We start from the raw sequence: 15,103 nt of genomic DNA on the forward strand, positions 1-15,103 counted from the left end.
GACGCTTTTCTTACCATGCCACCAGCATTCGCTTTACACTCACCCTCGCCTGTTTAAAGGCCTCATCCTCAGGATTGATTTGCAATAACCAGTTTATTCTTCCCTGCAAAGCATAAAGATACGCCGTTGCCTGTGCGTGGAGATCGCCAGAAGGATCAAGTTCACCACGATGACTAAGATGCGAAATAACGCCATATTTTTGGCACAAGTGTACTTCCTGACGCAGCGCCCGGCGCGCTTCACGGGCAAGCTGTGGCTTGTGATTAACAACAATCCCGGTTACCTGCTGGCGCTTACAGGCAGCTATCAGGCAACTTTTGCGTTGATTGAGGCTCAGGCCCAGCTCCGCTAACAATCCGCATACTTTATTTTTAACCTGGCGGGCATTGAAGTGACCAGAAAAGGTCATGTCATCGCAGTAGCGGGTGTAGGTAATTCCCCGAGCCTGACACCATTCCCCTATGCACTCATCAAAACGGCGCATCACAAGATTGGAAATGGCAGGCGAAGTTGGCGCCCCCTGCGGTAACGCGTCGTTATAGCAACAAAGCCAGGTCAGCATGGTTACCACATTGCGTGGCAACTGGGTCTGGCTAAACACACGCCAGACCTGTAACCAGCTAATGCTATCGAAAAAGTTTTCGATATCGAGTTTAAGGATCTGCGGCTGTTGGCAGTGAGGCTGCGCGTTGCTGACGATTGGGCGACCCTGTCGGTAGGCGGTAGCAAAAGGGGAAAGAGGGAATTGTGAAAGGACGTTCTTAAGAATGTTGCGCTGTACGGTTTTGAGCAAGTAATCAGGGGCTAACACCACCCGCTGACCGCCGTGACGTTTAGAAAGAATAATGCGTCGGTAATGGCGTGCGGCATGATTACTGAGCGCATACAGCCGCTGTATTTCTTTATCGGCGCTCCAGCCCGGCGAGCCGAACAAATCAAGCGCCAGAAGGGTTATCCGGGTAGCATCCATTCCACTCTCCACATCACGGCGACCAAAAGAGGCACCAACAGCGGCAATACCCTCAAACTATCCCGAAGGCGCGTAACTGTACTGAGCGCGTCAGCGCGACGTACGCGAAGCGTACTTAAGTACAATGGAGCGACTTTGGGTATCTGGACAAACTACTGGCGTTAAGTCGGCGACTCGCCGACCCTCCCGGCACAAAAGGCCGGAAACGCTATTGCCACTGCTGGCGAAAGCAGATTAACACGATATCTTAAACCGCATCACGCTGCGCACAGTAAAAACCTGCGCAGCGCATATTTTTAAACGCCAAACTCTTCGCGGTAGGCCTTAACCGCCGCCAGATGTTCCGCCATTTCTGGCTTCTCTTCGAGGTAAGCAATCAGGTCTTTCAGGGTGATGATAGAGATCACTTTGCAGTTGTAATCACGTTCAACTTCCTGAATTGCCGAAATCTCGCCGCGACCACGCTCCTGACGATCGAGCGAAATCAATACGCCAGCAAGCGTCGCGCCATTGGCCTGAATAATTTCCATCGACTCGCGAATCGCCGTTCCGGCGGTGATCACATCATCCACCAGCATTACGCGTCCTTGTAATGCGCTACCGACCAGATTGCCGCCTTCACCGTGATCTTTTGCTTCTTTGCGGTTAAAGCAGTACGGCAGGTCCAGGTCATGATGCTCCGCCAGCGCCACAGCGGTAGTAGTGGCAATTGGGATCCCTTTGTAAGCAGGGCCAAACAGCAGATCGAACTCAATGCCGGAATCCACTAACGCTTCAGCGTAAAAACGGCCTAACAGTGCCAGATCGCGCCCGGTATTAAACAGCCCGGCGTTGAAGAAATAGGGGCTTTTGCGCCCGGACTTCAGCGTAAACTCGCCAAACTTTAACACCTGCTTGCCAAGCGCAAATTCAATAAACTGGCGCTGATATGGTTTCATGCCTTCGCTCCTCATCTTACTTTTCTACAGACAAAAAAAAGGCGACTCATCAGTCGCCTTAAAAATCAGTTTGCCAGCGCCGCCTTCTGCGTCGCTACAATGGATTCGATTCCCCCTCGGGCCAGCGCCAACAAGGTGAGTAGCTCTTCATGGGTAAACGGCTCGCCTTCTGCCGTTCCCTGAACTTCAATGATGCGCCCGTCTTCGGTCATCACCACGTTCATGTCCGTTTCAGCGGCAGAGTCTTCAACGTATTCCAGATCGCAAACCGCTTCGCCGTTCACAATCCCGACAGAAACCGCGGCTACCATCCCTTTCATCGGGTTGGTTTTCAGCTTGCCATTTTCAACCAGTTTATTCAGGGCATCGGCTAGTGCAACACAAGCACCGGTGATAGAAGCAGTGCGGGTGCCGCCATCGGCCTGAAGTACGTCGCAGTCCAGCGTAATAGTAAACTCACCGAGGGCTTTCAAATCTACTGCGGCGCGCAATGCACGAGCGATCAGACGCTGGATTTCCATCGTGCGGCCGCCCTGCTTACCCTTCGCCGCTTCACGGGCATTACGGGTATGAGTAGAGCGCGGCAGCATACCGTATTCTGCGGTGATCCAGCCCTGGCCCTGGCCTTTCAAGAAGCGGGGCACGCCTTCTTCAATAGAGGCGGTACATAATACTTTGGTATCGCCAAATTCGACCAGCACCGAGCCTTCTGCATGTTTTGTATAGTTACGAGTCAAGGTAACGGGACGCACCTGATTATTGCTACGGCCTGCTGGACGCATATTGAAATCTCCGGCTTGAAACAAATGTGGCTGCGCATTATACGGACTTCCGGCGGTTATTCCTATCCTGACAAGGCATCGATGGCTATAATCCTTCCACCTCTCCTTTTATAAACAGGAACGTCTATGATCCGCAGTATGACCGCCTACGCCCGGCGTGAAATCAAGGGTGAATGGGGGAGCGCAACCTGGGAAATGCGCTCGGTAAACCAGCGTTATCTGGAAACTTACTTTCGTCTGCCGGAGCAGTTCCGTAGCCTTGAACCTGTCGTTCGCGAGCGTATTCGTTCTCGCCTGACGCGTGGTAAAGTGGAATGTACCCTGCGCTATGAGCCAGATGTCAGCGCACAAGGTGAGCTGATCCTCAACGAAAAACTGGCTAAACAGCTGGTAACTGCCGCGAACTGGGTAAAAATGCAGAGTGACGAAGGGGAAATCAACCCGGTTGATATTCTCCGTTGGCCAGGCGTGATGGCAGCCCAGGAGCAGGATCTCGACGCGATTGCTGCTGAAATTCTCGCGGCGCTGGATGGTACGCTGGATGACTTTATCGTCGCGCGCGAAACCGAAGGTCAGGCGCTGAAAGCATTGATCGAGCAGCGTCTGGAAGGCGTTACCGCCGAAGTGATCAAAGTCCGCGCCCATATGCCGGAAATCCTGCAATGGCAGCGTGAGCGTCTGGTCGCTAAGCTGGAAGATGCTCAGGTTCAGTTGGAGAACAACCGTCTGGAGCAGGAGTTGGTTCTGCTGGCACAACGAATTGACGTTGCCGAAGAGTTGGACCGCCTCGAAGCGCATGTTAAAGAGACCTACAACATTCTGAAGAAAAAAGAAGCCGTTGGTCGTCGTCTGGACTTTATGATGCAGGAGTTTAACCGCGAGTCGAACACTCTTGCTTCGAAGTCTATCAATGCCGAAGTGACAAACTCCGCGATTGAGCTGAAAGTGTTGATTGAGCAGATGCGCGAGCAGATTCAGAACATTGAATAACTCGTAACGCCAATTCTTACTTTTCAGCCTTCACAAATGCCGCCCACTCAAACAGAGCGGCATTTTTCTTCCCCGCAACTTCAATTCTGTTTTGCGTGCCTGCTCCAGATTTTGCGATGTTTTTTTGCCCAGCACACTGAGAACGTGAGATACTCACAACTGTATATAAATACAGCTGCAGATTTACTTTCTTTGCAATCGATATCACATGGAGTGGGCAATGAACGAACATCATCAACCTTTTGAAGAGATAAAGCTGATTAATGCAAACGGAGCAGAACAATGGTCAGCAAGACAACTTGGAAAACTACTGGGTTATTCAGAGTATCGTCACTTTATACCTGTATTAACGCGCGCCAAAGAAGCTTGTCTGAATAGTGGTCACACAATTGATGACCATTTCGAGGAGATCCTCGATATGGTCAAAATTGGCTCAAATGCCAAAAGAGCATTAAAAGACATCGTACTCTCCCGCTATGCCTGTTACCTGGTAGTACAAAACGGCGACCCTGCGAAACCGGTTATTGCGGCAGGGCAAACTTATTTTGCTATCCAGACCCGACGGCAGGAGCTGGCTGACGATGAAGCTTTCAGGCAACTTCGTGAAGACGAAAAGCGTCTTTTTCTGAGAAATGAGTTGAAAGAACATAACAAACAATTAGTTGAGGCAGCGCAGCAAGCTGGGGTAGCGACAGCTATCGATTTCGCCATATTTCAGAATCATGGTTACCGGGGACTGTATGGTGGATTAGATCAGAAAGCCATCCATCAGCGGAAGGGGCTGAAAAAGAGTCAGAAGATCCTGGATCATATGGGTTCAACAGAACTGGCGGCTAATCTCTTTCGAGCTACCCAAACAGAAGAAAAACTCAAGCGGGATGGCGTGAATTCAAAACAGCAAGCTAATACCACACACTTTGACGTGGGTAGCAAGGTGAGGCAAACCATTCAGGAACTTGGCGGAACCATGCCTGAGGAGTTGCCGACCCCGCAGGTCAGCATCAAGCAGTTGGAAAACAGTGTAAAAATTACAGAGAAGAAATAGCAGAAACTAAAAACTCTTTTTGTTGATTGAGATACCCGATGCGTAAGCCAAAGTCCAGGTGCGGTGAACACAATGGCTAAACATTGCACCTTTCTTTTCCACCCCTCAATTTTAACCTATTTTTTCTTATGCATTTTCTCAGACAAGAAGTCAGAAGAATGCATCTACGCTACAGAAAATAACAATTTCACATAACTACAAGTTATCAATTCCCTCTCACCTTAAAAAATCTCAATCGTGACAATGCGCACAAATCGCTACCCTGCCAGACAGATTTTTAGGGAGAGAACCATGCTGTTACACATTTTGTATTTGGTTGGCATTACTGCCGAAGCCATGACGGGGGCGCTGGCGGCCGGACGACGGCGCATGGATACATTTGGCGTAATTATTATTGCGACCGCCACGGCAATTGGCGGAGGGTCAGTGCGCGATATTCTGCTGGGCCACTATCCGCTCGGCTGGGTCAAACACCCGGAATATGTGATTATCGTCGCTACCGCCGCAGTACTCACCACTATTGTTGCTCCTGTAATGCCTTACCTGCGCAAAGTGTTTCTGGTGCTCGATGCGCTCGGACTGGTAGTTTTTTCTATCATTGGCGCACAGGTTGCACTGGATATGGGACACGGCCCGATCATTGCCGTTGTCGCAGCTGTGACGACCGGCGTATTTGGCGGCGTTTTGCGCGATATGTTCTGTAAACGCATCCCACTGGTATTCCAGAAAGAGTTGTATGCCGGTGTCTCATTTGCCTCCGCCGTGCTGTACATCGCGCTGCAACACTATGTTTCTAACCATGATGTGGTGATTATCTCCACCCTGGTATTCGGCTTTTTTGCCCGTTTACTGGCGCTACGTCTTAAGCTGGGATTACCGGTCTTTTACTACAGCCACGAAGGTCACTAAGGTTCAAAACCTGTGATCTGCTGGGCAGCCAGCCAACTGCCCAGCTTCTTGATTTGCGCATTTTCCTTCCATTCAATAACCTGTCTGGCGCGCCCCGATCCAGTCCCCGGCAACTGCTGCCAGAACTGTTCTGTGCTAAATAAAAGTTGCGACCAGGACCGTTCATCACTGGCGTTAAGCGCCGCCCGGGTTAGTGGTATTCCCATTGCCATCACCCAGCGAGTAAAAGGCTGCTTACGAGCCAGATTAAACTGATGCCATAACTGTGTGCTTTTACTTTTCGCGATCCCCGGCGTGTTCTGTAATTGCTCTGGCGTTAATAAAAGCCAGGAAAAGATATGCTCAAAGCGATGAGTCTGATGCAGCGCGCGCCAGCCAGCCTCACCAATGCCATCCAGCCCCAGAACCTGTTTTGACCCCAGCCAGACTAAGCGTGAAATGAACTGTTCCCGACAAACATCAGAAGCAAAGTAGCAGGTCAACGAGTTAAAGCGGTTTTCTGGTGGTGTCGGTTTTGTGCGTTCTGTACCGCGCCAGACCACATTATCAATGCGAGGAATACCCTGCCCGGCAAGGCTGACGAGGATCTGATCACCAGGCGCAATATCCCACTCCTGCCAGCGTCTGACGGAACCAACATTCACCCGCTGAACTTTTTTATCATCCAACATGACAGGCACAAGTGACGCAACCACCGAGATTTTACCGCTCTTGCCCACCGCAAACTGAATCGCCTTCACTTCGGCAACCTGAGCTACAGGTTGATATTTCCAGGCCACCAGCCACTCTGCCTGGCCCGGCAGCCAATGGCGAGATTCGGGTTCCTTAGCCGCTCGTACAACCACGCCATCGGTGACGAAGGGTAATTTCGCTTTCCACCACTCATTGCGTATGCGCTCAACCTCATCAGCATTGTTAACCGCACGGGTATACGTCTGCGTTAGAGTAAAACCTGCGGTAGTCAGCTGCTGTAAACGATCGGTCATTAACTGCGTTCCATCCGGCCATGCCCAGACAAAAACGCCCAGTGAATTCAGCGTGTCGCTATTCCCCTGGCGCATCAGGAGACCAGCAACTTTTGAGCGGGCATTTATTCCCCCCATTTGTTGTTGGATATGCCCCTCGCGCTTGAGAAATATTTCCCCCTGAAGTGTACTATTGACTAAAGGCCCGCTAACGGTTTGCGGCACAGAGGGAATTAAGCTAACTTTCTGCGTCCAGTCCTCCCCTTTCAGGCCATTGCCGCGACTGATTGCTTTGTTCAGTTTCCCGTCCCGATAAACCAGGGTTACCGCAACGCCATCGACTTTCGGTTGCACCCAAAGATCGTTGTGTTCACGCATCCAAAGACGTAGTGCATTTTTATCCGCTAATTTACGCACGCCTGTATGCGCAACTGGATGCATAACTGTGCCTGCCAAAGGTGGCATCATCGCGTCGCGGGACTCGTTCCCAAAACAGCGTTGCCACTGCGTGAGACGGGCGCTTAACTGATCGTAAACACCGTCTTCAATCTCACTTTCCCCTTCCTTCCAGTAGTCATCGTCCCACTGTTTTATTTGCTGTTGCAGGCGGGAAATTTCTTCCTGTGCTCTGGCTGGCGACCAGGCCGGACAGACCGCCCACGCCGATGATTGCCAGCACAAGATACTTATTAATATCGCCATCCATACTTTCATCATCACCTCCGCTGTAGATAGTCAGGCAGATATACAACGTGATGAAAGCAAAGCCGAGTGGCAAAAACGGAGTCTGCGAGGACGCTTCCTGAGAATCGTCTTTATTGCAGTGAATCACAGGCAAATGCGGAAGCAGCTACGCAAAACGCAACAACTTTGCGCAAAAAGTGTGAGCAAGGGCTACGTCACATGGCCGCGCCGTGTATAATAAGCTCGTATGTAGGCTTTATTTCGCTAATCACATACGAAAGATACTCATGGCTCAAGGCACGCTTTATATTGTTTCTGCCCCCAGTGGCGCGGGTAAATCCAGCCTGATTCAGGCTTTATTAAAAACCCAACCGTTGTATGACACCCAGGTTTCTGTTTCACACACCACACGCCAACCGCGTCCTGGTGAAGTCCACGGTGAACATTATTTCTTTGTTAATCATGATGAATTTAAAGAAATGATTAGCAGAGATGCGTTCCTGGAACACGCAGAAGTTTTTGGTAATTACTATGGCACTTCGCGTGAGGCCATTGAGCAAGTACTGGCGACCGGTGTCGATGTTTTTCTCGATATCGACTGGCAGGGCGCGCAGCAAATTCGCCAGAAGATGCCGCACGCGCGGAGTATCTTTATTTTACCGCCGTCCAAAATTGAACTGGACCGCCGTCTACGCGGTCGCGGTCAGGACAGCGAAGAGGTCATTGCAAAGCGTATGGCGCAAGCTGTTGCAGAAATGAGCCATTACGCCGAATATGATTACCTGATTGTGAATGATGACTTCGATACCGCGTTGACCGATTTGAAGACCATTATTCGCGCCGAACGTCTGCGCATGAGCCGCCAAAAGCAGCGTCATGACGCTTTAATCAGCAAATTGTTGGCAGACTGAACCTGATTTCAGTATCATGCCCAGTCATTTCTTCACCTGTGGAGCTTTTTAAGTATGGCACGCGTAACTGTTCAGGACGCTGTAGAGAAAATTGGTAACCGTTTTGACCTGGTACTGGTCGCCGCGCGTCGCGCTCGTCAGATGCAGGTAGGCGGAAAGGATCCGCTGGTACCGGAAGAAAACGATAAAACCACCGTAATCGCGCTGCGCGAAATCGAAGAAGGTCTGATCAACAACCAGATCCTCGACGTTCGCGAACGCCAGGAACAGCAAGAGCAGGAAGCCGCTGAATTACAAGCCGTTACCGCTATTGCTGAAGGTCGTCGTTAATCACAAAGCGGGTCGCCCTTGTATCTGTTTGAAAGCCTGAATCAACTGATTCAAACCTACCTGCCGGAAGACCAAATCAAGCGTCTGCGGCAGGCGTATCTCGTTGCACGTGATGCTCACGAGGGGCAAACACGTTCAAGCGGTGAACCCTATATCACGCACCCGGTAGCGGTTGCCTGCATTCTGGCCGAGATGAAACTCGACTATGAAACGCTAATGGCGGCGCTGCTGCATGACGTGATTGAAGATACACCCGCCACCTACCAGGACATGGAACAGCTTTTTGGTAAAAGCGTCGCCGAGCTGGTAGAGGGGGTGTCGAAACTTGATAAACTCAAGTTCCGCGATAAGAAAGAGGCGCAGGCCGAAAACTTTCGCAAGATGATTATGGCGATGGTGCAGGATATCCGCGTCATTCTCATCAAACTTGCCGACCGTACCCACAACATGCGCACGCTGGGCTCACTTCGCCCGGACAAACGTCGCCGCATCGCCCGTGAAACCCTCGAAATTTACAGCCCGCTGGCACACCGTTTAGGTATCCACCACATTAAAACCGAACTCGAAGAGCTGGGTTTTGAGGCGCTGTATCCCAACCGTTACCGCGTAATCAAAGAAGTGGTGAAAGCCGCACGCGGCAACCGTAAAGAGATGATCCAAAAAATCCTCTCGGAAATCGAAGGGCGTTTGCAGGAAGCGGGAATACCGTGCCGCGTCAGTGGTCGCGAGAAGCATCTTTATTCGATCTACTGCAAAATGGTGCTCAAAGAGCAGCGTTTTCACTCGATCATGGACATCTACGCCTTCCGCGTGATCGTCAATGATTCCGACACCTGTTATCGCGTGCTCGGGCAAATGCATAGCCTGTACAAGCCGCGTCCGGGTCGCGTGAAAGACTACATCGCCATTCCAAAAGCGAACGGCTATCAGTCTTTGCACACCTCGATGATTGGCCCGCACGGCGTGCCGGTTGAGGTCCAGATCCGTACCGAAGATATGGATCAGATGGCAGAGATGGGTGTTGCCGCGCACTGGGCTTATAAAGAGCACGGCGAAACCAGTACTACCGCACAAATTCGCGCCCAGCGCTGGATGCAAAGCCTGCTGGAGCTGCAACAGAGTGCCGGTAGCTCATTTGAATTTATCGAGAGCGTTAAATCCGATCTCTTCCCGGATGAGATTTACGTTTTCACACCGGAAGGGCGCATTGTAGAGCTGCCTGCCGGTGCAACGCCCGTCGACTTCGCTTATGCGGTGCATACCGATATCGGTCATGCCTGCGTGGGCGCTCGCGTCGACCGTCAGCCTTACCCGCTGTCGCAGCCGCTCTCCAGCGGCCAAACCGTTGAAATCATTACCGCACCGGGCGCTCGCCCGAATGCCGCATGGCTGAACTTTGTCGTCAGCTCGAAAGCGCGCGCCAAAATTCGTCAGTTGCTGAAAAACCTCAAGCGTGATGATTCTGTAAGCCTGGGCCGTCGTCTGCTCAATCATGCGTTGGGTGGCAGCCGTAAGCTCAATGAAATCCCGCCGGAAAATATTCAGCGTGAGCTGGACCGCATGAAGCTGGCAACGCTTGACGATCTGCTGGCTGAAATCGGCCTTGGTAACGCAATGAGCGTGGTGGTCGCGAAAAATCTGCAGCAGGGAGACGGTTCCATTCCACCGGCAACCCAAAGTCACGGACATCTGCCAATTAAAGGTGCTGATGGCGTGTTGATCACCTTTGCGAAATGCTGCCGCCCTATTCCTGGCGACCCGATTATCGCCCACGTCAGCCCCGGTAAAGGTCTGGTGATCCACCATGAATCCTGCCGTAACATCCGTGGCTACCAGAAAGAGCCAGAGAAATTTATGGCTGTGGAATGGGATAAAGAGACGGCACAGGAGTTCATCACCGAAATCAAGGTGGAGATGTTCAATCATCAGGGCGCGCTGGCAAACCTGACGGCGGCAATTAACACCACGACCTCGAATATTCAAAGTTTGAATACAGAAGAAAAGGATGGTCGCGTCTACAGCGCCTTTATTCGTCTGACCGCCCGTGACCGTGTGCATCTGGCGAATATCATGCGCAAAATCCGCGTGATGCCAGACGTGATTAAAGTCACCCGAAACCGAAATTAATGTTTTATGAACCCAACACGTTATGCACGCATCTGCGAAATGCTCGCCAGGCGGCAGCCTGATCTGACCGTCTGCATGGAGCAGGTCCACAAACCCCATAACGTTTCTGCGATTATTCGTACCGCAGATGCCGTTGGCGTACATGAAGTTCATGCCGTCTGGCCTGGCAGCCGGATGCGCACCATGGCTTCGGCTGCGGCTGGCAGCAACAGTTGGGTACAGGTGAAAACGCACCGCACCATTGGCGATGCCGTTGCCCATCTGAAAGGCCAGGGAATGCAGATCCTGGCTACACATCTTTCTGATAACGCTGTCGATTTCCGCGAAATTGATTACACCCGCCCGACCTGTATTTTGATGGGTCAGGAGAAAACGGGTATCACGCAGGAAGCGTTAGCCCTGGCGGATCAGGACATCATCATTCCGATGATCGGCATGGTGCAGTCGCTGAATGTTTCCGTTGCCTCAGCCCTTATTCTTTACGAAGCCCAGCGCCAGCGGCAAAACGCAGGCATGTATCTGCGGGAAAACAGCATGTTGCCGGAAGCGGAGCAACAACGCCTGCTGTTTGAAGGCGGCTATCCGGTGCTGGCGAAAGTCGCAAAACGCAAAGGCCTGCCCTACCCCCACGTTAATCAGCAAGGCGAAATTGAAGCTGATGCCGACTGGTGGGCCACTATGCAGGCAGCAGGGTAAGCGCCATGAAAGGTCGCCTGTTAGATGCTGTTCCGCTCAGTTCGCTAACGGGCGTTGGCGCGGCGCAAAGTAATAAGCTGGCGAAAATCAACCTGCATACCGTGCAGGATTTACTCTTACACCTTCCTCTGCGCTACGAAGATCGCACCCATCTCTACCCCATCGGTGAACTACTGCCGGGCGTTTATGCCACGGTGGGAGGCGAAGTACTGAATTGCAATATCTCCTTCGGCGGTCGGCGGATGATGACCTGCCAGATCAGCGACGGTTCCGGCATTCTCACCATGCGCTTTTTCAACTTCAACGCGGCAATGAAAAATAGCCTGGCGACTGGCCGCCGCGTGCTGGCCTATGGCGAAGCAAAGCGCGGTAAATATGGTGCGGAGATGATCCACCCGGAATACCGCGTGCAGGGCGATCTCAGTATGCCAGAGTTGCAGGAAACGCTAACGCCGGTTTACCCAACTACGGAAGGCGTAAAGCAGGCCACGCTGCGTAAATTAACCGACCAGGCGCTGGATCTGCTCGACACCTGCGCCATTGAAGAACTCCTGCCGCCGGAACTGTCACAAGGAATGATGACGCTACCGGAAGCGTTGCGCACTTTGCACCGCCCGCCGCCGACGCTACAGCTTAGCGATCTCGAAACCGGGCAGCATCCGGCACAACGCCGGCTGATTCTGGAAGAGTTGCTGGCGCACAACCTCAGCATGTTAGCCTTACGTGCCGGAGCACAGCGTTTTCATGCCCAGCCGCTGAGCGCCAATGACGCGCTGAAAAATAAACTCCTCGCAGCCTTACCGTTCAAGCCAACGGGCGCACAGGCACGCGTGGTGGCGGAGATCGAGCGCGATATGGCGCTGGATGTGCCGATGATGCGCCTGGTGCAGGGCGATGTAGGTTCCGGTAAAACGCTGGTCGCCGCCCTCGCCGCGTTGCGTGCGATTGCGCACGGCAAACAGGTGGCATTGATGGCACCAACCGAATTACTCGCCGAGCAGCACGCCAATAACTTCCGTAACTGGTTTGCTCCGCTCGGTATCGAAGTGGGCTGGCTCGCCGGTAAACAGAAAGGTAAAGCACGACTGGCACAGCAGGAAGCCATCGCCAGCGGTCAGGTGCAGATGATTGTCGGTACACACGCCATCTTCCAGGAACAGGTGCAGTTTAACGGCCTGGCGCTGGTGATCATCGACGAACAGCATCGTTTTGGCGTGCATCAGCGTCTGGCGTTATGGGAGAAAGGCCAGCAGCAGGGCTTCCATCCGCATCAGTTGATCATGACCGCCACGCCGATCCCCCGCACGTTGGCGATGACTGCGTATGCCGATCTCGATACCTCGGTCATTGATGAGTTACCGCCAGGTCGTACGCCTGTGACGACGGTGGCTATCCCGGATACCCGCCGCAACGACATTATCGACCGCGTGCGCCACGCCTGTATGACTGAAGGTCGTCAGGCGTACTGGGTTTGTACGTTGATTGAAGAGTCAGAGTTACTGGAAGCGCAGGCAGCGGAGGCCACGTGGGAAGAGTTGAAACTGGCGCTACCAGAGTTGAATGTTGGTCTGGTACACGGACGGATGAAACCAGCCGAGAAGCAGGCCGTCATGGCATCATTTAAACAAGGCGAGTTACACCTGCTGGTTGCCACGACCGTTATTGAAGTCGGCGTTGATGTGCCTAACGCCAGCCTGATGATTATCGAAAACCCGGAGCGTCTGGGTCTGGCGCAGTTGCACCAGCTACGTGGGCGTGTAGGTCGTGGCGCGGTGGCTTCTCACTGTGTGCTGCTCTACAAAACGCCGCTCTCCAAAACCGCGCAAATCCGCCTGCAAGTGCTACGCGACAGTAACGACGGTTTTGTGATTGCACAAAAAGATCTGGAGATTCGCGGCCCTGGCGAATTGTTAGGCACGCGTCAGACGGGTAATGCTGAATTTAAAGTGGCGGATTTGCTGCGCGATCAGGCGATGATCCCGGAAGTTCAGCGCCTGGCACGCCATATTCACGAACGTTACCCACAGCAGGCAAAAGCCCTGATAGAACGCTGGATGCCAGAAACGGAACGTTACTCAAATGCGTAAAAGGCGGCGGTGAGAAACCGCCATTTCAGGTTACCCTACCTTCCTGCCGGATGCGGCGTGAACGCCTTATCCGTCCTACAAAAAAACTACAAATTCAATAAATTGTGAATCAATACGCAGACTTGATAAGCGAAGCATATCAGACATTTGCCTTTGTTGCGGCGGCACTTATACCGCCGCTTCATCAATTAACCCGCAAAAATCGGCAACATCAAATACAGCTTAATCACCAGCGCATTGACAATATCGATAAAGAACGCACCAACCATCGGCACGACCAGGAACGCCATGTGCGACGGGCCAAAACGTTCAGTGATTGCCTGCATGTTGGCGATTGCCGTTGGTGTCGCGCCAAGACCAAAACCACAGTGACCCGCCGCCAGCACCGCCGCATCGTAGTTTTTGCCCATCATGCGCCAGGTGACGAAAATGGCATACAACGCCATGAAGATGGTCTGTACCACCAGAATCGCCAGCATCGGCAGCGCCAGCGAAGCCAGCTCCCACAGTTTCAGTCCCATCAGCGCCATCGCCAGGAACAACGACAGACTTACGTTACCCAGAACGGATACCGCACGCTCAAAGACGCGATAAAAGCCCATCATTGACAGACCGTTGCTCAGAATCACGCCAACAAACAGTACACAGACGAAGGTCGGCAGTTCAAAAGCAGTGCCAGCCAAAAGTTGCGCAACAATTTTCCCCACCGTCAGGCAGATAGCAATCAGCGCGATAGTTTCAATCAGCACCAGCGAGGTGATCATGCGGCCCACATCCGGCTTTTCGAACGCTGTCGGGACTTCTTGGTCATCCGGAATACCGTTCGGCGTGGTGGAGTGTTTCACCAGATAGCGCGCTACCGGACCGCCAATCAAGCCGCCCAGCACCAAACCGAACGTTGCACAGGCCATCGCCACTTCCGTCGCATTGGTGAAGCCATAACGTTCAATGAACAATTTACTCCAGGCAGCACCCGTACCGTGACCGCCGGAAAGCGTAATAGAACCGGCCAACAGCCCCATCAGCGGATCAAGCCCTAACAGGCTAGCCATACCAATGCCAATGGCATTTTGCATAACCAACAGACCAACAACCACAATCAAGAAGATGCCAACCACGCGCCCACCGGCACGCAGACTGGCAAGGTTGGCGTTCAAACCAATGGTGGCGAAGAAAGCCAGCATTAACGGATCGCGCAGGGACATATCAAAGTTGACTTCCCAGCCCATGCTTTTTTTCAGTACCAGTAGCGCCAGCGCCACCAACAAACCACCCGCAACAGGTTCCGGTATGGTGTATTTCTTCAAAAAGGAGACGGAATGGACCAACTTACGCCCGAGCAGCAACGTCAGCGTTGCGGCAACAAGCGTTGCTAAAGTATCGAGATGAAACATAGTTACTCCTTTGTATCCGCATCACTCTTTCATACTCGTCATACTTCATCGCGCAGTGGCACCTTCATGAAATATGACGGGTATCGAGTCATGCTTTCCTGGGTCAAATTCTCAGCTGTTAATGAACAAATGGCATGGATTTTAAGCAGAAAAATACCAAAAGTTATATAAAAAAGTGCATTTATCTCATTTAAATATTTAGCAGAGGCCGTGGCAAACGTTTGCTTTTCTCTTTCGGTCAGCTAAAATGCCCGCTTTGCTACCACGGGATTGTT

Annotated in this window: 13 protein-coding genes; 8 read left to right on the forward strand and 5 right to left on the reverse strand. The window is 52.3% G+C overall.

Annotation, left to right across the window (positions count from 1 at the left end):
- Positions 1–10: 10 nt before the first annotated feature.
- From FQZ95_RS01255 to rph, 3 genes are all read right to left on the reverse strand, one after another.
- Positions 11–970, reverse strand: a complete 960-nt coding sequence (locus tag FQZ95_RS01255; RefSeq protein WP_103253763.1) for a reverse transcriptase family protein — start codon at positions 968–970, stop codon at positions 11–13.
- A gap of 296 nt (positions 971–1,266) precedes the next feature.
- Entirely contained in the window at positions 1,267–1,908 is a 642-nt protein-coding gene (pyrE, locus tag FQZ95_RS01260) for an orotate phosphoribosyltransferase (RefSeq protein WP_000806154.1), read from the reverse strand.
- Positions 1,909–1,973: 65 nt separating this feature from the next.
- Complete coding sequence (rph, locus tag FQZ95_RS01265) at positions 1,974–2,690, reverse strand: ribonuclease PH (RefSeq protein ID WP_001247087.1); 717 nt, start codon at positions 2,688–2,690, stop codon at positions 1,974–1,976.
- Positions 2,691–2,816: 126 nt separating this feature from the next.
- On the opposite strand from rph, the gene FQZ95_RS01270 reads away from it, so the two are divergent.
- The 3 genes from FQZ95_RS01270 to FQZ95_RS01280 all read left to right on the forward strand — a co-directional run bounded on the left by FQZ95_RS01270 (position 2,817) and on the right by FQZ95_RS01280 (position 5,634).
- The gene (locus FQZ95_RS01270; protein WP_032185479.1) at positions 2,817–3,680 is read left to right on the forward strand and encodes a YicC/YloC family endoribonuclease; all 864 of its coding nucleotides are present in this window, start codon (positions 2,817–2,819) and stop codon (positions 3,678–3,680) included.
- 220 nt (positions 3,681–3,900) lie between these two features.
- Entirely contained in the window at positions 3,901–4,725 is an 825-nt protein-coding gene (gene dinD, locus FQZ95_RS01275) for a DNA damage-inducible protein D (RefSeq protein ID WP_001315077.1), read from the forward strand.
- 291 nt (positions 4,726–5,016) lie between these two features.
- Positions 5,017–5,634, forward strand: a complete 618-nt coding sequence (locus FQZ95_RS01280) for a trimeric intracellular cation channel family protein (protein ID WP_000924289.1) — start codon at positions 5,017–5,019, stop codon at positions 5,632–5,634.
- Here the strand turns inward: FQZ95_RS01280 and ligB are convergent.
- On the reverse strand, positions 5,631–7,313 hold the full coding sequence (gene ligB, locus FQZ95_RS01285) for an NAD-dependent DNA ligase LigB (RefSeq protein WP_032185481.1): 1,683 nt from the start codon (positions 7,311–7,313) through the stop codon (positions 5,631–5,633). The genes FQZ95_RS01280 and ligB overlap by 4 nt on opposite strands.
- A gap of 257 nt (positions 7,314–7,570) precedes the next feature.
- Between ligB and gmk the strand changes: the two genes are divergently transcribed.
- The 5 genes from gmk to recG are packed head-to-tail and all read left to right on the forward strand — an operon-like array spanning position 7,571 to position 13,434.
- Positions 7,571–8,194, forward strand: coding sequence for a guanylate kinase (gmk, locus tag FQZ95_RS01290; protein WP_001295237.1), 624 nt, complete (start codon positions 7,571–7,573; stop codon positions 8,192–8,194).
- Positions 8,195–8,248: 54 nt separating this feature from the next.
- A complete protein-coding gene (gene rpoZ, locus FQZ95_RS01295) occupies positions 8,249–8,524 on the forward strand; it encodes a DNA-directed RNA polymerase subunit omega (RefSeq protein WP_000135058.1) in 276 nt (91 codons plus the stop codon).
- An 18-nt stretch (positions 8,525–8,542) separates the two neighbouring features.
- Positions 8,543–10,651: a bifunctional GTP diphosphokinase/guanosine-3',5'-bis pyrophosphate 3'-pyrophosphohydrolase gene (gene spoT / locus FQZ95_RS01300; protein WP_032304059.1), complete on the forward strand. Its 2,109-nt coding sequence runs from the start codon at positions 8,543–8,545 to the stop codon at positions 10,649–10,651.
- Between the two features lie 6 nt (positions 10,652–10,657).
- Entirely contained in the window at positions 10,658–11,347 is a 690-nt protein-coding gene (trmH, locus tag FQZ95_RS01305; protein WP_001070177.1) for a tRNA (guanosine(18)-2'-O)-methyltransferase TrmH, read from the forward strand.
- 5 nt (positions 11,348–11,352) lie between these two features.
- The gene (recG, locus tag FQZ95_RS01310) at positions 11,353–13,434 is read left to right on the forward strand and encodes an ATP-dependent DNA helicase RecG (protein WP_160529789.1); all 2,082 of its coding nucleotides are present in this window, start codon (positions 11,353–11,355) and stop codon (positions 13,432–13,434) included.
- 188 nt (positions 13,435–13,622) lie between these two features.
- Here the strand turns inward: recG and gltS are convergent, their stop codons facing one another.
- Positions 13,623–14,828 carry a sodium/glutamate symporter gene (gene gltS / locus FQZ95_RS01315; RefSeq protein ID WP_000468837.1) on the reverse strand — a complete coding sequence of 402 codons (1,206 nt, stop codon included), beginning with the start codon at positions 14,826–14,828 and terminating at the stop codon, positions 13,623–13,625.
- Between the last annotated feature and the right edge of the window lie 275 nt (positions 14,829–15,103).

It is taken from the genome of Escherichia sp. HH41S (genome assembly GCF_009820115.1).
In the GTDB taxonomy this organism is placed as follows: domain Bacteria; phylum Pseudomonadota; class Gammaproteobacteria; order Enterobacterales; family Enterobacteriaceae; genus Escherichia; species Escherichia coli_F.

What these genes read in the sequence shown, in the direction of transcription:
- ligB (WP_032185481.1), bottom strand. Translation starts at nt 7,313, where the DNA reads ATGAAAGTATGGATGGCGATATTAATAAGTATCTTGTGCTGGCAATCA.
- recG (WP_160529789.1), top strand. Translation starts at nt 11,353, where the DNA reads ATGAAAGGTCGCCTGTTAGATGCTGTTCCGCTCAGTTCGCTAACGGGC.
- rpoZ (WP_000135058.1), top strand. Translation starts at nt 8,249, where the DNA reads ATGGCACGCGTAACTGTTCAGGACGCTGTAGAGAAAATTGGTAACCGT.
- gmk (WP_001295237.1), top strand. Translation starts at nt 7,571, where the DNA reads ATGGCTCAAGGCACGCTTTATATTGTTTCTGCCCCCAGTGGCGCGGGT.
- trmH (WP_001070177.1), top strand. Translation starts at nt 10,658, where the DNA reads ATGAACCCAACACGTTATGCACGCATCTGCGAAATGCTCGCCAGGCGG.
- gltS (WP_000468837.1), bottom strand. Translation starts at nt 14,828, where the DNA reads ATGTTTCATCTCGATACTTTAGCAACGCTTGTTGCCGCAACGCTGACG.
- dinD (WP_001315077.1), top strand. Translation starts at nt 3,901, where the DNA reads ATGAACGAACATCATCAACCTTTTGAAGAGATAAAGCTGATTAATGCA.
- FQZ95_RS01255 (WP_103253763.1), bottom strand. Translation starts at nt 970, where the DNA reads ATGGATGCTACCCGGATAACCCTTCTGGCGCTTGATTTGTTCGGCTCG.
- pyrE (WP_000806154.1), bottom strand. Translation starts at nt 1,908, where the DNA reads ATGAAACCATATCAGCGCCAGTTTATTGAATTTGCGCTTGGCAAGCAG.
- FQZ95_RS01280 (WP_000924289.1), top strand. Translation starts at nt 5,017, where the DNA reads ATGCTGTTACACATTTTGTATTTGGTTGGCATTACTGCCGAAGCCATG.
- rph (WP_001247087.1), bottom strand. Translation starts at nt 2,690, where the DNA reads ATGCGTCCAGCAGGCCGTAGCAATAATCAGGTGCGTCCCGTTACCTTG.
- FQZ95_RS01270 (WP_032185479.1), top strand. Translation starts at nt 2,817, where the DNA reads ATGATCCGCAGTATGACCGCCTACGCCCGGCGTGAAATCAAGGGTGAA.